The organism is Pseudoramibacter faecis (assembly GCF_036289405.1).
Classification (GTDB): Bacteria; Bacillota; Clostridia; order Eubacteriales; family Eubacteriaceae; genus Pseudoramibacter; species Pseudoramibacter faecis.
Genome location: NZ_JAYFFI010000017.1, coordinates 15,980 through 35,979, shown reverse-complemented (window position 1 = coordinate 35,979; position 20,000 = coordinate 15,980). Strand labels below are relative to the sequence as shown.

Here is a 20,000-nt window from a genome sequence, read left to right as displayed (position 1 = left end):
AAACCTGAAGGCAGAGCGGCCGGATTCTTGCCATCAGTCAATCTTGTGATATAATAATTCAAATTGAGCCCGGATCGAAAGGCGCGTCAGCCGGCTCGCAAAATCAATCGAAAACCAATTTGAAAAGCAGGCGGCCCGGATGCCGCCATGATCATGAAGAGAAGATAAATTGAGAGGATACGATGGATAAACTAATCATCAACGGGGGCGTTCCCCTTCAGGGCGAAGTGAAGATTACCGGCGCGAAAAACGCCGTGCTGGGACTCATTCCGGCGGCGATCCTCAGCCGCAACGTCATCGTGATGGACAATGTGCCCCAGATCAACGACGTTCAGAAAATGGTCAATATTTTAAGAAGACTCGGCGTGCGCATCGACAGCGAAGGCGATGTGCTTACCATTGACGCCAGGGAAAAAATCTCCCATGACTGCTCTCCCTACCAGGATCAGACCGGCAAAATGCGCGCCTCCTATTATTTGCTCGGCGCGCTGCTCGGCCGCTATCACGAAGCGATTGTCCCCCTGCCCGGCGGCTGCAACATCGGAGACCGCCCCATCGACCAGCACATCAAGGGGTTTGAAGCTTTGGGTGCCAAGGTCGTGATCGAGCACGGCCAGGTAAAATTGAAGGCGGATCGTCTGGTGGGCACGGATATTTATCTGGACGTGGTTTCCGTCGGGGCGACCATCAATATCATGCTGGCGGCGGTGCTGGCCGAGGGCAAAACGGTGATTGAAAACGTGGCAAAGGAGCCTCACATCGTGGATGTGGCCAACTTCCTCAACAAAATGGGCGCTAATATTAAAGGTGCCGGTACGGATACCATCCGCATCCGCGGCGTCGAAGGGTTGGGCAGCTGCTCTTATTCGGTGGTGCCCGATCAGATCACAGCCGGCACCTACATGATGGCTGCGGCGGCCACCGGCGGGAATGTGCTGGTTTCCGGGGTCATTCCTAAACACATGGAATCGGTCACGGCCAAATTAAGGGAAATGGGCGCCGAAGTCACGCTGGAGGGGGACGGCCTGCGGGTGAAAAACAACAAGGAACGACTCAAGGCCTGCCGCATTAAAACCCTGCCCTATCCCGGCTTTCCCACGGATCTGCAACAGCCGATGGCCGTGCTGATGGCCATCGCCGAGGGCAATAGCATGATTCAGGAAAGCATCTTCGAGAATCGCTTTAAATATGTGGATGAGCTGCGCAAGATGGGCGCGAATATCACCATCAGCGGGCGCATTGCGAATATCACCGGCGTGCCGAAGCTTTCCGGCACCAAAATCGTATCGACCGATCTGCGGGCCGGGGCAGCTATGGTGATTGCCGCGCTAGTGGCGGAGGGCGAATCCGAGGTGACCGGCCTCCAATACATCGATCGTGGCTACGAAAATCTTGAGGGGAATTTCCGAGATCTCGGTGCCCGCATTCGCCGGGGGCCCATGGATCCTGCGGAATTGGATATTTAAACCATGGCTATTTTAAGAAACGTCGGGCGGTTGTGGGTGTCCCTTTTGTTTGCCGGAATCCTGATATTTGGCACGACAGTACCGGTTTCGGGGGCAGACACCCAGTCGCTCACCAATCAGATTACGGACATTCAAAAGCAGATCGACGCGCAGGCCAAGCGCCTTGATGCCCTCAAGGCCCAGATTTCAAACAAAAATGCGGAGCTAGCCAAACAAAAGCAGGCCCTTTCCCAGGCTCGGCAGGGGATGAGCGAACGGATGCGCGCCTTTTATATGTTTGGCAGCGACGGCGTTTTACAGTATTTGTTTACGTCCGATAGCATCTCGGAATTTTTGGCCAAGGCGGATCAGATGCGCACCGTGATGAGCGCGGATAACGCCCAGGTAGCCAAGGTGGAGCGTTTGCAGCGCCAGATCGCCCGGGAAAAAGCGGCGCTGGAGCAGGAGCAACGAAAGGCCGAGCAATCCCAGAAGCAGCTGAACGCCCGGCTTAAAACCGTGCAGCAAAAGCTGATGGCTTATGAAAAAGAGCACCCGGATACATCCGACAACAGCAGCACCAGCGGAGTCAGCCCCACCACCGGCCACCGCACGGAAAACAGCAACCAGATGGATTTTATCTGCGCGGTCGTGGCGCAGGAATGCAATTCTGATTATCAGGGATCGCTGGCGGTCATCAGCTGCGTGATGAATCGCGGAGATACCGGCCGATGGGGCGGCCGCAATTGCGTCGCGGTATTAAAAGCACCGGGACAATTTTCGGCCTATTCATCAGGGGCCTATAAAAGATACCTGAGCGGCCGGTATCCGGCCCATGTCAAACGGGCGGTGGAAGACTGCATGCTCAAGGGTATCCGCAATCACAGCTATCAAAGTTTTCACGCCGGTTCGTCTCCGCCTTCCTTCGGCGGCAATCATTATTATTGATGGCAGGTTGGCACGGCAGACCATAGAAAAGGGTTTTGACTTTATGCAATTTTGTTCTTTATACAGCGGTTCGTCGGGTAACTGCCTGTACGTGGCCCATAGACACACCAGGCTCCTGGTGGATGCGGGGCTGTCCGGCAAGAAAATCGAGCAGGGGCTCGTCTCGGCGGATGTGTTGCCGGCAGAACTTGACGGAATCCTGATCACCCATGAGCACCGGGACCATATCTGCGGGGCCGGGGTGCTTTCCCGGCGTTATCACCTGCCGATTTATGCCAATGCGGCGACTTGGGAGGCCATGGCGCCGGAGCTTGGCAAAATCGACGGGGACAACGTCCGGTTTTTTGTGACCGAGGTGCCTTTTGATATCGGGGATCTGCAGATTGACAGTTTCCCCATCTCCCACGACGCGGCGGAGCCGGTGGGATTTGCCATCGACAGCGGCAATCACTCCCTGGGCATCGCAACGGATACCGGCGTGATGACGGAGACCATCCTCGGATCGCTCAAAGGCAGGGAGCTGGTGGTGCTCGAGAGCAATCACGACGCAGCCATGCTCGAGACCGGGCCCTATCCCTACCCGCTCAAGCGGCGCATCGCCGGCGAGCACGGCCATCTCTCCAACGATACGGCGGGCGATACCGCGGTGACTTTGGCGGAGAGCGGCGTGAAGCAGATCGTCCTCGCCCATCTGAGCCACGAGAACAACCTGCCGATTCTTGCCTATCAAACGAGCAAGGGCTTTTTTGAGGCGTCGGGCATCAGCGAAAGGGACACGCGCCTCGCGGTGGCGCGCCGCCACGAGCGTTCGTCGATTTTCGACGTTTGTTAGATCATTCATGGAGCAGTGAACGGCCTTCGGGTCGTTTTTTAATTGCAGCGGCCCCTCCCCTCGCGGAGCGGCTGAAACTTACGACTGTGACGGTGAATTTTGAGGTTGGTCCGAACATCGGGAAAAACGGCGCCGTTTGGCGATGCGTGAGCGATCGCTGGGCTTTGAATGACGGCTCTTTAAAATATTTTTTGCCAATGAAAAATTAACTTTATACTTTAGAGGTTTTATATTACAATATCATAGTTATATGTGGCTAACTACAAAAGGCGGTGTCGTTTGGCAAAGTTTGATGCAGTTTGACGATAAAGGCCGAAATAGGATTAAAAAACGCTGCCTGAATCAGACATTCTGGCGAACACTCCTTGAGCCTTTAAACAGCACACCTGCTTTGGGAATGTGGCACATGCGCGTCAATGCGGACGGAAAAACGCCCTTATTCTTGAGCAAGGATGAGGCGATAAAGGAAGAAAAAACCATGGGCATGTGAGGTATCTTTATGAAATGCAAAAGACGGCTTTTTTTGTTAAGCATTGTTTTGTGCGTTCTGCTCTGTCTTTTGGCAACGGTCCTTGGCTGTGCGATAAAGCCATCAATGGCATACGGAGTATTTCTCGGCATCAATCGGCAACAAATGCATCGCCTGCAGAATTACCGTTTTGTGGTTATCGAGCCGTCAGAATTTCAGGCAAAGCAGATCCGGGAGCTTCACGCGGCGGGAAAGACGGTCTACGGTTATTTGAATATCGGCGCCATTGAACAATATCGTTCTTATTATGAGCGCTTCAGGGAGGCGACGCTCGGCGTCTATGGAGATTGGCCAAATGAGCGCTGGATCGACGTTTCAAATCCCCGGTGGCAGGCCTTTGTTGTTAAGATACTTGGAAAGCAGTACGCCGATATGGGCTTGGACGGCTTCTTTTTGGATAATGCAGACGTCTATTATCACTATCCGACAGAAAAAACCTTCCAGGGTCTTTGCGCGATCCTGAAAGGATTGAAGGCCTATGGTGTCCCGCTTTTGATCAACGGCGGCGATGATTTTGTCACAAGATGCATGAATGAAGGGATCGCCCCCTCCCTGTTTGATGGGATCAATCAGGAAACGGTCTTTACGACCATCCATTTTAAAAGCAAAAGCTACGGAAGACAGCGAAAAACAGAAACGTTATATTTTAAGGCCTATCTCGCAAGAGCAAAAAGCTCTGGCTTAGCCGTCTATCTTTTAGAATACGGTGCAGATCCGGCGCTTTCAAGAAAAATCGACAACTATTGCAGAGAAAACGGCTTTCTTTGGTACAATGCGAAGGGTCTGGAGCTTCGCTAAAAGCAGGGCAAGTCTGCATTGCGCAAGGATTTAGCCTGCTCGTCCATCTCAGCAGTGAGAATCCCCTGCCGATGCTCGCCTATCAAAGGAGCAAGGGCTTTTTGAAGCGTCGGGCATCAGCGAAAGGGACACGCGCTTCGCGGCGGCGTTCGCCGCTCTTCGACGTTTGTCAGTTTATCAATGGCGCGTTGAACGGCCTTTGGGCCGTTTTTTAGTTGCAGCAAAAAACCGCTCCTTGCGGAGCGGCCGCGGATAGATTCAGGCCTCAGCCTGCATGTCGTCGGCGATGGCGTCGGCCAGACGGTTGAGGTCGATCGCCTGGGTATCATCCAGGGCGGAGGCCAGGGAAACCCGGTCCTCGAGGACGGTCATGTTCTTCATCTCGTCGTTTAAGAAGGTTTCGATCAGATCGCCGGCGCGCACGGCCCAAGAGCCGTTTTCGATGATGGCGACGGTGCGATTTTGTACGTTCAGCGCCTTCATATCCTGAAGGAAGTCGAGCATCTTCGGATAAATGCCGAGGTTGTAGGTCACCGAGGCCAGCACGAGGTGGCTCAGGCGAAAGGTTTCGGCGATCAGCTGGGACACATCGGTGGTGGAGACGTCGTAAACCGCGACGTTGGTAATGCCGCGCTCGCAGAGCTTCGCGGCCAGCGCCTGGGCGGCGCCTTCGGTGTTGCCGTACATCGAGGCGTAGGCGATCATCACGCCGGCTTCTTCCGGGGCGTAACGGCTCCAGGTGTCGTATTTGTCGATGAAATACATGAGATCGTCGCGCCAGACCGGCCCGTGGAGCGGGCAGATGAATTTAATCTGGTCGAGAATGGCGGCGGCTTTTTTGAGAACGGCCTGGATGTGCGGGCCGTATTTGCCTACGATATTGGCCAAATAGCGGCGAGCGTCGTCGATCCAGTCGCGGTCGAAATCGACCTCGTCGGCGAAGAGCTTGCCGTCCAGAGCGCCGAAGGTGCCGAAGGCATCGGCGGAGAACAGGGCGCCGCTTGTGGTATCGAAGGTCACCATCACCTCCGGCCAGTGCACCATCGGCGCAAAGACAAAGGTCACCACGTGGCTGCCGAAGGAGAAGGTGTCCCCCTCGGCGACTTCGATGCATTCGTGGTGGTCCACCGTAAAGTGAAACTGGCGCATCAGCATAAAGGCCTTTTCGTTAGAGATGATCTTCACATCCGGATAGCGGATGAGCACCTCTTCGATGGAGCCGGCGTGATCCGGCTCCAAATGGTTGATCACCAGATAATCCAGCGGGCGGCCGGCCAGCAAGTGCTCGAGGTTTTCGAGGAGCTGGCGGCAGCCCGACCAGTCCACCGTGTCGAAGAGCACGGTTTTTTCATCCAGGAGCAGATATGCGTTGTAGGAGACGCCCCGGGGAATGGGATAGGCATTTTCAAACAGGGCGAGGCGATGGTCGTTGGCGCCGACCCAATACAGGTCGTCGGTGACTTTTCGGGTAATATGCATGGTTTTCCTTTCGATTTAAATTTAATGGCATTCGGTTGGTTATGGTTTTGATGTGAAGGCTTAACGTCACATTTTGGTGAAGTTCGCCTTTTCCTCGGCACATTCCGGACAGACCCAATCACTGGGCAGATCGGCAAATTGAGTGCCGGGCAGCACATCCGCTTCGGTATCGCCCATTTCCGGCACGTATTCGTAGCCGCAGCCGTTGCAGACATAGCGTGGACCGATAGGTTTCGGCTTGGGGATGCGCGGCCGTTTGATTTTAACCATCGGCGGTGCCGGCTGCTTTTCGCCGCTATCCAGCTCCTGGGTGAGCAGCGGCAGAATCTCGTTCACGTCGCCGACGATGCCGTAATCGCAGTTTTTGAAGATCGGAGCGTTGGGATTTTTATTGATGGCGACGATGATGGACGCCGTCTTGATGCCCTTCAGGTGCTGCTTCGCGCCGGAGATACCGCAGGCGATGTAAAGATTGCCCGCAAACTTCTGGCCGGACATGCCCACATAGCGGTCCAGCGGCAGATATTTGAGCGTTTCGGCGACGGGCCGGGAGGAGCCGATGGCCGCGCCGGCCGCTTGGGCCAGCTCCTCGATCAGGTGCATGTTTTCTTTAGGACCAATGCCCTTGCCTGCGGCAACAACCCGCTCGGCCTGGGCGATGGGCGTGTCGATGGGAATGCCGACGCTGAAGTCGATTTGTTTTTTCAATTCGGCGACCAGCGCGTTCACCTGATCGGCCGGTTCCCCTTCATTAAAGATTTGCTGCTTGCGCAGGCCGGTGACCGGGGCGGCTTTTTTCGCGCCGGCGCTGCTTTTCGAGCCGCCGCCTTGGCGGTTGCGGGGCATCTTGCCGAGCAGCTTCGACGCGATGACTACCCGCATGATTTCGTTGGTCCCTTCGTAAATTGTCGTGATCTTGGCGTCGCGGTACATCCGCTCGATATCCATGCCCTTCAGGTAGCCGGTGCCGCCGAAGATCTGCAGCGCGTCGTTGACCACTTCCAGGGCCATGTCCGAGGCGTAGCCTTTGGCCATGGCCGCCTCCATGCCGTAGGGCTCGTGGTGGGTCTTGAGCTCGGCCGCGGAATAAACGAGGAAGCGGGCCATACGCAGCTTGGTGGCCATGTCGGCAATCTTGAAGGCAATGGCCTGCTGGGAGCCGATGGGCTTGCCAAACTGCACCCGCTCTTTGGCGTAGGCCAGGGCGGCTTCATAAGCGCCCTGAGCGATGCCCAACGCCTGGGAGGCGATGCCGATGCGGCCGCCGTCGAGGGTCATCATCGCGATTTTAAAGCCATCGCCCTCCTCGCCCAGCAGGTTTTCCTTGGGGACCTTCACGTTGTTGAAGATCAGCTCCGCCGTGGAGGACGAGCGGATCCCCAGCTTGTCGTAATGATCGCCGAAGTCGAAGCCGGCCCAGCCCTTTTCGACGATAAAGGCGGAAATGCCGTGGGTGCCGATGTCCGGCGTGGTCACGGCGAAGACCACATAGGTATCGGCCTTCGGGGCGTTGGTGATGAAGACCTTGCCCCCGTTGAGCAGATAATAATCGCCCCGGTTCACCGCGGTGGTTTCGGTGCCGCTGGCGTCCGATCCGGCGTTGGGCTCCGTCAGGCCAAAGGCGCCAAGCTTTTGGGCACTGAGCAGATCGGGCAGATATTGAGCCTTTTGCGCTTTGCTGCCGAAGGCCGCGATGGGATAGGTCCCCAAGGAGGTATGGGCCGAGAGGATCACCCCGGTGCCCCCGTCCACCCGGGAAAGTTCTTCTACGGCGATAGCGTAGCTGATGACGTCGAGGCCGGCGCCGCCGTATTCGACGTCGTAGGGGATGCCCATCCAGCCGTTTTTGCCCATTTTTCGGACGATTTCCGCAGGAAAGGCATTTTGCTGGTCGAGGCTGAAGGCAATGGGCTTGACTTCCTTTTCCGCGAAGGCGCGGATTTGCTGACGCAGGGCTTCGTGAGCTTCGGTGGTTTGAAATAACATCTTTTTCTCCTTCTTTTTATAAAATATTAAATGTTTGCATGAATAAAGGGGCGGATGGCTTCGCTGATCGGTTATGGGGCTTCGCGCGGCGCAGGGATGCGTATCGGCGGATCATCGCGATCAGGCAGATCAAAGATAACCGCCTGAAGCGTGTGCGCTGCCAGTTCGGCTTCAAGACGCCGCTGAAGTTGGGCCATGTGCTGATACGCGCGGCAGTCCGTCCGATGGTGTTCGCACCAGTCGCAATGATAAGGCGTCCGGGTGCAGGCGGTCGCCGTGGGATGATCATCCAGAGCGCGCAACAGATCCAGCAGGGTGAACGCCGCCAGCGGGCGATTGAGGGAAGCCCCGCCGGCTGCACCGCGGCTCACGGCGACGATGCCCGCCCGTTGCAGTTTGTTTACAATCTTATAGGCAAAGGGCCGGGGGACTTGTTCATTTTCCGCAAGGACAGGGACGCTTTTTCCCGCTGCCGGCGATGCCGCGAAGCAGTCGGATGGCATGGTCTGTTTCTCTTGTGATGAGCAACCGATTTCATCCTCCTTTTTAATCAGTGTATCAGTTTGAATTAAAAAAATCCAGCATAATTTAAAATGATTATAAATAAATTAAAAACGCATAAAAAAACTCCGAGGATCGGCGAGGATCCCTGGAGATGATGGGCGAGAAATGATTCAGCAAAAATCGGCAACCACGTCTTTGACGGTGCGAATGCTCTGCAGATCAGCAATTTGACTGCCACAGAAGAAAAGCCCGGCGTCGCGGTTGCCGCGGGCGGCCTGAATGAGCGCTTCGGTGATGCAATAGGGCACCTTGGCAGGGTCGCAGGATTTGATGCAGTGGGAACATCGCTGCGGTGGGATCCGACCGATGGCATCCAAATGCTGCATCAACGGGGTGTTGAGGGCGCGGCCCGGCAGGCCCACCGGGCTTTGGACGATGCGAATGTCTTCGGGCTTCGCATCGATGAGCACTTGTTTGTAATTCCGGCTGGCATCGCATTCCTTTGTGGCGATAAAAGGGGTGGCGACCTGGACGCCGGCGGCGCCCAGGGCCGTCATCGCGTTCAGATCGGACCGGCTGCGGATCCCTCCAGCGGCAAAGACGGGGATGTCCCGGCCGGCGAGATCGCGATAGGGCGCCAGGGCGTCGATCACTTCGGGAATTAAGGTGCTCAGCGGGGCACAGGCGCCGGCGAGCAGGGTCTTTTTTTTAAAGCCGAGGTGACCGCCGGCTTCACAGCCCTCGAGCACGACAAAATCCGGCAGTCGATGGTAGCGCTGATGCCAGGTTTTGCAGATGAGAGCGGCGGCTCTTCCGCTGGAGACGATGGGCGCGATCATCGCGGGGCCGTCCTCGGCGTATTCCGGCAGCGATAAGGGCATCCCCGCCCCGGAGACCACCGCGTCCACACCGGCGTCCACCGCGGCGCGAACAGCGTCAGCATATTGGGTGGTAGCGACCATGGCGTTGACGGCGATAAGGCCGTTTCCCCGGGACAGCGCGAAGGCCTTGTGAATCTCTTCGCGCAGAGTCCGCAGGTTGGCCGTATCGGGATGCCGATAAAAATCGGGCTCCCGGTAGCCGCAGTCGGCGGTGCTGAGGGTGCCCATGCAGCCTTCCCGGGCGACGGCACCGGCCAGTCTGCCCAGAGAAATGCCGACCCCCATCCCGCCTTGCAGCAGCGGAAAGGTGAGATGGCGGCCGTCGGGGGCTGTTAAATTCTGATAGGACATAGATTTCTCCTGATAAGAAGCATTGAATGGCGAAAGATTGTTTCGTTCAGTAGCATAAGATAGGTCAAACTATATAAGTTTTAAATATTCTTGTCAAGCGTTTTTTAAAACCCTATATATAAATTTTAAGTTAGTAATCAAAACGGCGAGGGTTGCACCTTCCTAAATAATTAGAGAGGACTGAATGCTTAACCAAAACGTGAAAAGCAAAAGTTTGAATTGATTTCGACAATGTAATTTGATATCATTACAAAGTAATTTACAGAACACCTGTGAATGACCGAATTTAAATGCACAATCAAGAGGAGGAAAACATCATGGCAGATTTTTTGAAATGCAGAGCTGAAGCTTTAAAAGGAACCAAGACCGAAAAGAATTTGCAGGACGCTTTTGCCGGCGAATCCCAGGCCCGCAATAAATATACCTATTTTGCAGCGAAAGCGAAAAAAGACGGTTTCGTTCAGATTGCCAATATCTTTGAAGAAACGGCGAAGAACGAAAAAGAACACGCCAAAATGTGGTATAAGATTCTCTGCGGGATCGACGAAACCGTCGAAAACCTGAAGACAGCTGCCGGCGGCGAAGCCTACGAATGGCAGGAAATGTATCCGCAGATGGCCAAAGACGCCGAGGAAGAAGGCTTTGACGATATCGCCCGCCTTTTCCGTGCCGTGGCCGACATCGAACAGGAACACGAAGCCCGCTATAAAAAGCTGGTGAAAAACATCGAAGATGGCGTTGTCTTCTCCAGAGACGGGGATCGCATCTGGCAGTGCTCGAACTGCGGTCACATCGTTGTCGGTCCGAAGGCGCCGAATGTTTGCCCGGTATGCGCCCACCCTCAGGCTTATTTCGAAATCAAAAAAGAAAACTATTAATCCCGCCATCCACACATCGGGTAACCGTCTGCTTCGGCAGACGGTTTTTTAGTGCCATAAAAGTGTAGCAGATAGAGAAGAATCTCCATTGGCTGCACTTATTTGATTGCAGAGAATCACGGGTTAGGCGCGTAGTCTTTCAGAAAGTTTAAGGATTAAAAAACTTTTTTTAAAATAAACAGTGTTATTTGTCAAAGCGAAAAAGCGTCCGCAGCGCTCTTGGCTGTAAAACGTCTGTCGTGCTGAAGAGGGAGTCCTGTCAACCTAAGCCTTTTCTCGGCCAATGTCGGGTTGGAGAGAAAAGTTCGTTTTTATGTTCAAGGGATTGTTATGGATTCGTTTTAGAACACCGGCAGCATATTATATAGGCGCAGAAGCTTTATATCCTCCTTGGATATTTTTAAATCATTGATAATATCTTCCTTTCCTTTAAGTCTGGTTTTGGTAAAGAGCATTTTCGTCGCGATCGGCATCAGCGGCCTGGAGGACAGACCGTTCCATAGCCCCCATTTTATGTCGGAATCCAGATAGGAAGCTAAAATCTGGGCACTGGCTTTCTCCATGGGGGAATACTGGTTGGTCAGCATAATATTGGTCACAGCGTCATAGTGCTCGATATAACCGATGTAAGTCGTTTCGCAGTCCTGGTAATGATCATAGGTTTTATAATTCATGTACATCATGATCTTGAACTGATTTTTGTCCGTCTCGGAGAGGATATCGAAAACGGAAGGAAGAAGTTGATGGCTTCGGCCATCAAAAACATAACTGAAAAATCGGGATACTCCGTTAAAAAAAGAAGGATGTGCGTCGGATGTGGCAATCCCCGTATGCGATTTCCGCACATACAGCAGCTGCTCCACATGGACATGGAGTGCGTCCGCCAGTTCATAGAGCGTTTCGATGTCGATGGATATTTCCCCCTTTTCATATTTCGAGAGCGTTGATTTACTCTTAAAGACAAGGTCTGACAGCGCATCCAGCGTCAGGCCGGTTTTTTTTCGGTAAACACGGATATTGTGCCCGATTCCGGCAGTAATTTCTGACATGTGTTCCCTCCTGTAGTTTCTCTCAAATACACAATTTTGTGAATGGAGACAATATTCCATCATTTGAGCTCAATTTTAACACAGGAATGCCCCTAAATACACTTTTATGAAACTTTTATCTAATATAATCCACTTTAATGATACAGACCCACTTTTGAATGCAAACCAAAATATCCTTATAATCATCTTGTCAAAAGAAATGACCCCCAATGAGAAAGGAGCACACAGATGTATAACTTTGATGAAATGATTGACAGAAGAAATACGAACGCATTAAACACGGACGGCTTTCGCGGCTATATCTTCCATGCAGGACCCGAGAAGGTTTTCCCCTATAAAGACGAGGCGTTTGTCCGCATGTGGGTGGCAGATATGGAATTTGGGATCGCGCCAGAGATTCTGGATGCGCTGCGCGCCAGAATTGACCGCCGGATCTTCGGCTACACGGGCGTTTTTGACAACAGCTACTACGAGTCGGTTGTTAAATGGTGCAAAGACCATTATGGATGGGTTTTCCCGCAGGAGGAGCTTTGCTATTCTCCCGGCATCATTCCCGCGTTGTATCAGCTGGCCGAAACCCTCTGCACGCAGGAGGAGAAGGTTTTGATCCATACGCCGGCCTACGGCTACTTTCTTCACGCGGCGGAGTATTCGAATCTTGGCGTTTTGGAATCGCCCCTCCCAAAGAATGAAAAGGGAGAATTCTTTATCGACTACGATCATTTTGAAAAACAGTGCGCCGATCCTCACTGCAAGCTGATATTTTGGTGCAATCCGCAAAATCCGACCGGCCGCGTGTGGAAAGAAGACGAGCTGAAGAGGATTGCCGGAATTGTAGAGAAGTATAATCTCTGGATCATCTCGGATGAAATTCATTGCGATCTGATCAGACAAGGGCAGGTGCACACGCCCTTGGCAAAGATCATGCCGGATTATCCCAAACTGATTACCTGCATGGCGCCGACCAAAACCTTCAATATGGCGGGGCTCTCCTTTTCCAATATCATCATCCGCGATCCCGAGCTGCGGGAGACCTTCCGGAAGCGCGATAAGCTGTTCGGCATGGTCAATACGATGTCGCTCACCGCAGCCAAAGCGGCCTATGACTTCGGCGATCCCTGGCTGCAGGAATTGCGCGTTTATTTGGACGGGAACTTCGCGTTTGTCAAAGCGTTTCTCGCCGAACACATGCCGGAGGCGGTGATGAACATTTCCGAAGCAACCTACCTATCCTGGGTCGATCTGTCTAAGGTGCTTCCGGATGTGGCGGATCTGCCAGGTTTCTTTGCCAATCGCGCGGGTGTTCTGCTCGAGGGCGGCAATGCGTTGTTTGTCGGCAATGCGGAAGGTTATATTAGACTGAATCTGGCGATGCCGAGAGCTGTCATCAAGACAGGACTTGAGCGCATGCGGGACGCTGTCAACGCGCACAAAGCGCAAAGAGATAATCACTGAGCGTGGCAAAGATCGGGCGTTGTCGACTGGTGCGCCGTCGCACTTGTGATGCGAGCAAGAGAGGAGAAGATGGATAAAAAAGCGTTTCTAAAGGCATATCTGGCAGACCGCCGCGGGACAGATTGTTTGAAATGGGATGGCCTCGAGGAAAAATTTGGCTCTCGCGATCTGATTGGTATGTGGATTGCGGATATGGAGTTTAAAACCAGCCGGTATATCCGCGAGGCATTGGTTCAGCGCGCGGAGCACGGGATTTTTGGTTACACCAAGGCGCCGGAAGCATACTATCAGGCGATGTCGGATTGGATGGCATCCCGCTATGGCATGAAGATCGAAAAGGAATGGGTCCGCTTCACGACAGGCTGCGTCACGGGCCTGGCCTATGCGATTAATTGTTTCACCGAGCCGGGCGACGCCTGCCTGATCATGACGCCGGTCTATTATCCGTTCTTCAATGTGGTTACGAACAACCATAGAAAATTAGTCAGCGTCGATCTCGATTATGCAAACGGAAACTGGTCCATGAACGCCGCGGCGATCGAGGACGCCATCGTGCGGCATAACGTGAAGCTGATTCTTTTGTGTTCTCCGCATAATCCCGCCGGGGCCATTTGGAGTGAGGCAGAGCTGGCGCGCCTGTTCGAGCTTTGCCGAAAACACGACGTGCTGGTGGCGAGTGATGAGATTCATCAGGACCTTGTGATCAACTCGGAGAAGACGTTTGTCCCGGCTCTGACAGTCAGCGGCGGGAAATATGCGGATCGCCTGATCACGATCAATTCGGCGTCCAAGACGTTTAACCTGGCAACGCTGCTTCACGCCCATATGATCATTAAGGATGGAAAGCTCCGGGCAAAATATGACGATTACGCATCCGGGAACAACAGGACAGAGATCAGCGTCATGGGGATGTATGCCACGATGGCGGGCTATCGGCACGGCGGCGAATGGCTGGACCATGTGTTGGAAATTATCCGGGACAATTATACCTATTTAAAAACGGAGCTGGCTTCGCGGCTGCCCCAGGCGGCGGTTTGTTGTCTGGACGCAACCTATCTGGTCATGGTCGATCTGCGGGAATGCTGCGATCCGGCGCAGTGTCGGTTGTTTGTGCAGGAGAAGGCCCGGCTGGGCGTGGACTACGGGGAGTGGTTCGGAGATCAATACAAAGGATTTATCCGGATGAATCTCGCAACGAATCCTGCGCTGGTCCGCCGGGCGGCGGACAATCTCGCGCGGGCAGCGGCGGATATAACATGAAGACGTTGAGGCTTGATGGGAGAATCATTGAAGCGATCTCGCATTTATAGCTGCGATAATGTATGAGAAGGGGAGACTCGCACATGGCAGAAAAAAGAAGTGAAAGGGACTACGGCGCGCTGGCGCTGATCCCGTTTATTGTATTCTTGGGGTTGTATGTCGGGTGCGGCATGGTTTTGATGCTGGTGGGCGTCAAAGATGCTTTTTATCAAATGCCCAGATATGTGGCGGCGATGGTTGCAATCCTGATCGGCATTTATTGTTTTGACCGCAAGAAAAAGATCGATGACAAAATCAACGTTTACTGCGCCGGCGCTGGTCGGCCGGGCGTCATGCAGATGGGGTTGATCCTTCTTCTGGCCGGCGGATTTGCGAATGCCGTGGCAAAGATCGGCGGAAAAACGTCCATGGTGAACCTGGGGATTTCCATTATTCCCGCTCATCTGTTGATCCCGGGCATTTTCCTAATCTGCTGCATCATATCCACCTGCATCGGAACGTCTATGGGGACGCAGGTTACGATGATCCCGGTCGCGATCGCTTTGGCAGAGGGCGCCGGTCTAAACACGGGCATGGCAGGAGCAGCAGCCATTGCCGGAGCCTATTTCGGGGACAATCTTTCGATGATCTCCGATACGACCATTGCGGCGACCAAGGGTGTCGGCGCAGAGATGAAGGATAAATTCCGGATGAATTTCCTCATTGCGCTGCCAGGAGCGATCCTCACGATGGTGATTTATACCGTCTTGAGCCACGCTTCCGGCGGCGGCCCGGCACACGCCGGAAACTACATCCTGCCAACGGTGATTCCCTATTTTGTCGTTTTGATTCTTGCGGTGGCCGGGATGGATGTTACGGTCGTCCTTGTGATCGGAACGGTTCTGGCAGGCATCATCGGGATGGCTTGCGGGACGATCTCGTTCTTTGGTTGGACGAAAGCCATCGGTGCCGGTATGGAGGATATGTTCTGGCTTGCCGTCTTCGCGATGATGATTTCCGGCATGGTAGAGCTTGTCCGCTATTATGGCGGCATTGCGTATTTGCTAAAGGTCTCGATGAAAAAGATCAGGAACAGAAAGAGCTGTGAATACATCATCGGGCTTGTGTCCATGATCATCTCCGGCATCACCCTCAACAATACCGTGGCGATTATGATTAGCGCGCCGCTTGCCAAGGATCTGGGCGACAACTATAAGATCGCGCCCAAGCGTTTGGCATCCCTTCTGGATATTTTCGGAGCGGCGGCCTTGATGTTGGTGCCGCATGACAGCGGCGTGCTCCTGGTGCAGACCTATGCGAAAGGCGTCAATTATCTGGATATTGTCCGTTATCAGTTTTATCCGATACTGCTGCTTTTGTTTACCTGTTTGACGATCCAATTCGGTCTCATGCGCACCAGGGAGGAAAAAGAAGTTGCGCGATCGGTTAATCCAGTAGATATCTAAATTTATTATCATTGTTTCGATAAGGAGGTCACGATGAAACAAATTCAATCTTCCGGCGCTCCCGGCGCCATCGGTCCCTATTCTCAGGGCTTTATGACGAATGGGCTGATCTTTACATCCGGCCAACTTCCGGCTGATCCCGCAACAGGCGAGATCCCGGAAGGAATCACGGCACAAACGGAGCAGAGCTGCAAAAATGTTCTCGCTATTCTGGATGCCGCGGGATCCGGTGCGGAGAAGGTCGTCAAGACAACGTGCTTTTTGGCTGAAATCGCAGACTTCGGCGCTTTTAATGAGGTGTACGCAAAGTACTTTGTATCAAAACCTGCCAGAAGCTGCTTTGCCGTGAAGGCTCTGCCCAAAGGAGCGCTGTGCGAGATCGAGTGTGTCGCAAAAGCATGATGTGAGTAAACCGGTGGTGGATCAAGGGAAAGTCCCCGTCCAGTCTTCAAACAGCTGTTTGTGTCGGAGTGCCGCAAATGGTCTGTCGTAAAGAGCGCTCCGGAATGGAGATAACCATGAATGAAAATGTAAAGAATATTCTTAAGAAAAGTATGTGGGATCTGGCAACCTGCGCTGACGGCGAACCCAATGTGGTTCCCGTCGCTTTCAAGGATGTCGCGGATGACGGCAAGCTGATCGTGGGCGATGTGTTTTTGGAAACGACTTTGAACAATATCAAAAACAACGGCGGCAGAATCGCCATTTCCGCCTATGATGCGCAAAGCCTTGAAGGATACCAAATCAAAGGAGTTGCAGAGTATGTGACCGAAGGAGCCGTCGTGGAGACCTTCAAAGCGATGGTGGAGGAGATGTTTAATGGCGCTGCGACAGCCAAAGGGGCGTTGATGATAACGGTGGAAAAGATCATCGTAACCACGCCCGGCGCGGAAAATAAGAAAGTCCTCTAAAGCCGAATTCGGTAATTTTGAAAAAGCATAGGTTTCAGCGACCGGAGCGATCGTTGTGCGGCAAGCACCCTTCCGCAAAGCGTGTGCCAGTTCTGTTTGTCGGCGGCCAATGACGATGAATTTGCGTGCCGGCGATAACCTTGTGGAGGATAAAATAATTTTGACGAATGAATCATGAGCACGTAAAAAGCCGCCGACGGTTTAAAATCGTCGGCGGCTTTTGTGCGTTTGGGTTCAGCGCTTAAACCGGCTTAATGTCGAGCACCGGGGTGCCGTCCATCATATCCGCCCCGCGAAAGGTGATGCGGCTGTCATCGATCGCTTCGATCGTAATGGTGGTCAGGCCGACGGGATTCGGGCGATTGGGCGCCCGGGTGGAGAAGAGCCCCGTCATCGGGCCGTCGCCGTGGATCGGGACGGTCTGGGCATAGCCCTGAGAGCGATCGAAGTGGAAAAGCACCAGATAGCGTTCGCCGGGGTGCATGTCGGCCATGGCCTCGCGATAGTCGGGGCGCATTTGGATGATGCCCCGGGCATTTTGGGCAGCGACGCCCCGGGGCGTGTTTTCCCGGGTGGTGAAGGCGGTGCGGATGATGCCGATGGGCTGGTAGGTGATGGTTGTCATGGCGCGGCTCCTTTGATTTTAAAGATCGAAATGATAAAAATGCTTGTAAAGCGCGATTTCGCTCGACTGCTTGAAGCTCGACTGAAAGAGAACGCCGCCGGGCGTGGCCGCACGGGTGAGCAGCTGTTTTTGGGCAAGCACATTTTTAAGTTCGCCCGCGGTGCCTGCGCCGCCGTCATAAAGGGTGACATGGCTGCCGAGGACGTCGCGGATTTGATTGCTGACAAAGGGATAATGGGTGCAGCCCAGAACCACGCTGTCCACCCGGCCGCGATAACAGCCGATGAGCTTTTCGATCAAGGCGGTGAGATCCGGTGCGTCCAGCCGGCCGCGTTCGATGCGCTTGGCCAGCCCCGGACAGGAGCAGGAGACGCACTCGGCATAGCCGGCGTAGCGATCCCAAAGATCGCGGTATTTTTGAAGGCTTAAGGTAACCGGAGTCGCCATCACGAGAACGCGGTGCCGGCCGGAGGCGGTGGCCGCGGGCTTAAGCGCCGGCTCCACGCCGATGATCGGCAGATTAAAGGCGCGGCGCAGCTCTTTTGCCGCAGCGCTGGTAGCGGTATTGCAGGCGATGACAATGGCCTTCACGCCGCCTTCGACCATCCGGCGGACGATGTCAAAAGCAAGGGCGCGCACCTGCTCAACCGATTTCTCGCCGTAGGGCGCGTTGGCAGAGTCGCCGTAGAACAGAAAATTTTCGTTGGGCAGCTGCTCGGTGAGATGTTTGAGCACCGAGATGCCCCCGACGCCGGAATCGAAGACGCCGATGTAATCATTAAAGGCTTTTCGCATGGTTCTTCCTCGACAATGCTTTTCGATCTGCCGACGCAGACCGGACGCCGGTCCGCGTTCGGCGCGCTTTCATTATAAACGAAGGATTCCCGGAATGAAAGCGTCAATCTTGTGGCATGCTTTAAAACTTTGAATCAAAGCCTTTCACCGGTCAAACCGCTGTGTTATAATGAAAAACAATCTAATTTTGGGAGGTTTGCGATGGAGATACGAAAGCAGTGGTTGGTATGGATCGGATTTTTGGGCATTATTGGCGTGGCAGCATGTCTGCTTTGGGCGGCATCTCCCAGGGCTTTGGCGGCGGGCCATTGGGAAGCCTTTGCCAAGGCTTCGGGCCTCTTGTCGGATTCGCTGACAGCTGGCGAAATCCTGCAGGACAGCCGGGATTTTCATCTGCGGCCCAGCGATTTGCCGGGGAGGATGCGGATGTCCAAGAAGAAAGTGCTTTATCTCACCTTTGATGACGGTCCATCCAAAAATACCCAGCCGATTCTCGATATTCTCAATCGCTACCATGCCAAGGCCACTTTCTTCGTAACCAATCAGCAGCCAAAGTATCGCCACATGATCGGCAAGGCTTACCGAGAAGGCCATACCATCGGCCTGCACACCAGCACCCATGCCTACAGCATTTATCGCTCGCCTCATGCTTATTTTGCCGATCTGGATGCCATTGCAAAAACGGTGAAATCTGAAATCGGCTATGTGCCCTGCTTTGTGCGTTTCCCCGGTGGATCATCCAATACAATCTCCCGGAATTATAGCCATGGCATCATGCATGTGCTTACGATGGAACTGAATAAAAAAGGCTATCAATATTACGATTGGAACGGCGACAGCACCGATGCTACGATGATTAACGGCGATCCCAACAAGATTGTCGCGATGGCGAAGCGCAGCAACGATTCCAATATCGTTATGCTCTGCCATGACACGGATACTAAGTCAACGACCGTGAAGGCGCTGCCTAAAATCATCGAGTACTACCAGGCCAAGGGCTATGCTTTAAAGGCGATTGACCGCAAGAGTTTCGCCCCGCATCACGCCATTAATAATTAAAATAAAAATGACCGCAGCGGTTGAAAAAGCGGCGGACCGGCGGTATAATGGCATCAATAAAAGAATCAAGCAGAGTAGATTTCGAAGCGTTAAGTGTCTGACGAACGGGGAGTTGTCGTCAGAACGAAAAGCATCGCTTACGGTTTCGAACATCGCATCCCGCTGCTACTTTTGAGGATATCCTCCTTTGTAGCGAAAGGAAACTGCAAAGGAGGTTTTTTGATGGCAATTTTTAACAAGACCAAGACGTTGACTTTGGCAGCACTCTTCGTGGCGATTTCCGTGATTTTCAGCTTTTTCAAAGTGCCGATCACCAGTTTGACCGAGCTGCGCTTTAACATCCTGCCCATTGCAGCGGCGGGAATGCTGCTCGGGCCGATCGGCGGTACAGTGGTTGGGGCTGCAGCCGATATTTTGGGCTATCTGGTGAGACCGACAGGACCTTTCTTCCCGGGCTTTACCATCAGTGCTGCTCTGTCCGGGCTGATCTTCGGGCTGATGCTGCACGGCCATGTCTCGCTGAAGCGCACCGTGCTCGCTCAGGCGATCAACGCACTTTTCATTTCGTTTTTGCTCAATAGCCTGTGGCTGTCAATGCTTTACGGCAACGGCTTTGTGGCCGTGCTGACGGCCCGGGCCGTGAAGGAATTGGTGATGTTCCCGATCAATACGGCGCTGATCGCCGTGGTGACCCGCCCGGTGATGCGCTGGGGCACGGCGAATCAGCAGCAGGTCCTGCAGCGTTCGGATTAAAAAATCATATGAGCATT

General features: G+C 53.8%; 20 protein-coding genes and 1 riboswitch. Of the genes, 13 read left to right on the top strand and 7 right to left on the bottom strand.

Features of this window, described 5'->3' with window-relative positions:
* Window positions 1-182 precede the first annotated feature (182 nt).
* From V3C63_RS09835 to V3C63_RS09815, 5 genes are all read left to right on the top strand, one after another.
* Window positions 183-1,466, top strand: coding sequence for a UDP-N-acetylglucosamine 1-carboxyvinyltransferase (locus tag V3C63_RS09835; protein ID WP_329887605.1), 1,284 nt, complete (start codon window positions 183-185; stop codon window positions 1,464-1,466).
* A 3-nt stretch (window positions 1,467-1,469) separates the two neighbouring features.
* Complete coding sequence (locus V3C63_RS09830; protein ID WP_329887604.1) at window positions 1,470-2,393, top strand: cell wall hydrolase; 924 nt, start codon at window positions 1,470-1,472, stop codon at window positions 2,391-2,393.
* 43 nt (window positions 2,394-2,436) lie between these two features.
* On the top strand, window positions 2,437-3,225 hold the full coding sequence (locus V3C63_RS09825; protein WP_329887603.1) for an MBL fold metallo-hydrolase: 789 nt from the start codon (window positions 2,437-2,439) through the stop codon (window positions 3,223-3,225).
* Window positions 3,226-3,517: 292 nt separating this feature from the next.
* Complete coding sequence (locus V3C63_RS09820; RefSeq protein WP_329887602.1) at window positions 3,518-3,715, top strand: hypothetical protein; 198 nt, start codon at window positions 3,518-3,520, stop codon at window positions 3,713-3,715.
* A gap of 105 nt (window positions 3,716-3,820) precedes the next feature.
* Window positions 3,821-4,552 (top strand): glycoside hydrolase family 191 protein, encoded by a 732-nt coding sequence (locus V3C63_RS09815; protein ID WP_329887601.1) that lies wholly within the window; start codon window positions 3,821-3,823, stop codon window positions 4,550-4,552.
* 258 nt (window positions 4,553-4,810) lie between these two features.
* On the opposite strand, the gene V3C63_RS09810 is transcribed toward V3C63_RS09815, so the two are convergent.
* The 4 genes from V3C63_RS09810 to V3C63_RS09795 form a co-directional block, all read right to left on the bottom strand.
* Window positions 4,811-6,031, bottom strand: a complete 1,221-nt coding sequence (locus V3C63_RS09810; RefSeq protein WP_329887600.1) for an FprA family A-type flavoprotein — start codon at window positions 6,029-6,031, stop codon at window positions 4,811-4,813.
* 66 nt (window positions 6,032-6,097) lie between these two features.
* Window positions 6,098-8,017 carry an acyl-CoA dehydrogenase family protein gene (locus V3C63_RS09805; RefSeq protein ID WP_329887599.1) on the bottom strand — a complete coding sequence of 640 codons (1,920 nt, stop codon included), beginning with the start codon at window positions 8,015-8,017 and terminating at the stop codon, window positions 6,098-6,100.
* Between the two features lie 71 nt (window positions 8,018-8,088).
* Entirely contained in the window at window positions 8,089-8,520 is a 432-nt protein-coding gene (locus V3C63_RS09800; protein WP_329887598.1) for an Rrf2 family transcriptional regulator, read from the bottom strand.
* A gap of 171 nt (window positions 8,521-8,691) precedes the next feature.
* The gene (locus V3C63_RS09795) at window positions 8,692-9,753 is read right to left on the bottom strand and encodes an NAD(P)H-dependent flavin oxidoreductase (protein WP_329887597.1); all 1,062 of its coding nucleotides are present in this window, start codon (window positions 9,751-9,753) and stop codon (window positions 8,692-8,694) included.
* Window positions 9,754-10,070: 317 nt separating this feature from the next.
* Here V3C63_RS09795 and rbr point away from each other — a divergent pair, with 317 nt between their 5' ends.
* A complete protein-coding gene (gene rbr, locus V3C63_RS09790) occupies window positions 10,071-10,631 on the top strand; it encodes a rubrerythrin (protein WP_329887596.1) in 561 nt (186 codons plus the stop codon).
* A 341-nt stretch (window positions 10,632-10,972) separates the two neighbouring features.
* On the opposite strand, the gene V3C63_RS09785 is transcribed toward rbr, so the two are convergent.
* On the bottom strand, window positions 10,973-11,680 hold the full coding sequence (locus tag V3C63_RS09785) for a helix-turn-helix domain-containing protein (protein ID WP_329887595.1): 708 nt from the start codon (window positions 11,678-11,680) through the stop codon (window positions 10,973-10,975).
* A gap of 228 nt (window positions 11,681-11,908) precedes the next feature.
* On the opposite strand from V3C63_RS09785, the gene V3C63_RS09780 reads away from it, so the two are divergent.
* From V3C63_RS09780 to V3C63_RS09760, 5 genes are all read left to right on the top strand, one after another.
* A complete protein-coding gene (locus V3C63_RS09780; RefSeq protein WP_329887594.1) occupies window positions 11,909-13,135 on the top strand; it encodes a MalY/PatB family protein in 1,227 nt (408 codons plus the stop codon).
* 69 nt (window positions 13,136-13,204) lie between these two features.
* On the top strand, window positions 13,205-14,395 hold the full coding sequence (locus V3C63_RS09775; RefSeq protein WP_329887593.1) for a MalY/PatB family protein: 1,191 nt from the start codon (window positions 13,205-13,207) through the stop codon (window positions 14,393-14,395).
* An 83-nt stretch (window positions 14,396-14,478) separates the two neighbouring features.
* Window positions 14,479-15,840 (top strand): Na+/H+ antiporter NhaC family protein, encoded by a 1,362-nt coding sequence (locus V3C63_RS09770; RefSeq protein ID WP_329887592.1) that lies wholly within the window; start codon window positions 14,479-14,481, stop codon window positions 15,838-15,840.
* 33 nt (window positions 15,841-15,873) lie between these two features.
* Window positions 15,874-16,242: a Rid family detoxifying hydrolase gene (locus V3C63_RS09765; RefSeq protein WP_329887591.1), complete on the top strand. Its 369-nt coding sequence runs from the start codon at window positions 15,874-15,876 to the stop codon at window positions 16,240-16,242.
* A 116-nt stretch (window positions 16,243-16,358) separates the two neighbouring features.
* A complete protein-coding gene (locus tag V3C63_RS09760; RefSeq protein ID WP_329887590.1) occupies window positions 16,359-16,751 on the top strand; it encodes a pyridoxamine 5'-phosphate oxidase family protein in 393 nt (130 codons plus the stop codon).
* A 241-nt stretch (window positions 16,752-16,992) separates the two neighbouring features.
* On the opposite strand, the gene tsaA is transcribed toward V3C63_RS09760, so the two are convergent.
* Window positions 16,993-17,376, bottom strand: a complete 384-nt coding sequence (gene tsaA / locus V3C63_RS09755) for a tRNA (N6-threonylcarbamoyladenosine(37)-N6)-methyltransferase TrmO (protein WP_329887589.1) — start codon at window positions 17,374-17,376, stop codon at window positions 16,993-16,995.
* A gap of 18 nt (window positions 17,377-17,394) precedes the next feature.
* Window positions 17,395-18,171 (bottom strand): glutamate racemase, encoded by a 777-nt coding sequence (gene murI / locus V3C63_RS09750; RefSeq protein WP_329887588.1) that lies wholly within the window; start codon window positions 18,169-18,171, stop codon window positions 17,395-17,397.
* A gap of 201 nt (window positions 18,172-18,372) precedes the next feature.
* On the opposite strand from murI, the gene V3C63_RS09745 reads away from it, so the two are divergent.
* Both V3C63_RS09745 and V3C63_RS09740 read left to right on the top strand, forming a co-directional pair.
* The gene (locus V3C63_RS09745; protein ID WP_329887587.1) at window positions 18,373-19,230 is read left to right on the top strand and encodes a polysaccharide deacetylase family protein; all 858 of its coding nucleotides are present in this window, start codon (window positions 18,373-18,375) and stop codon (window positions 19,228-19,230) included.
* A 68-nt stretch (window positions 19,231-19,298) separates the two neighbouring features.
* Window positions 19,299-19,397: riboswitch (THF riboswitch) on the top strand.
* A 55-nt stretch (window positions 19,398-19,452) separates the two neighbouring features.
* Complete coding sequence (locus tag V3C63_RS09740) at window positions 19,453-19,983, top strand: folate family ECF transporter S component (RefSeq protein ID WP_329887586.1); 531 nt, start codon at window positions 19,453-19,455, stop codon at window positions 19,981-19,983.
* Window positions 19,984-20,000 lie beyond the last annotated feature (17 nt).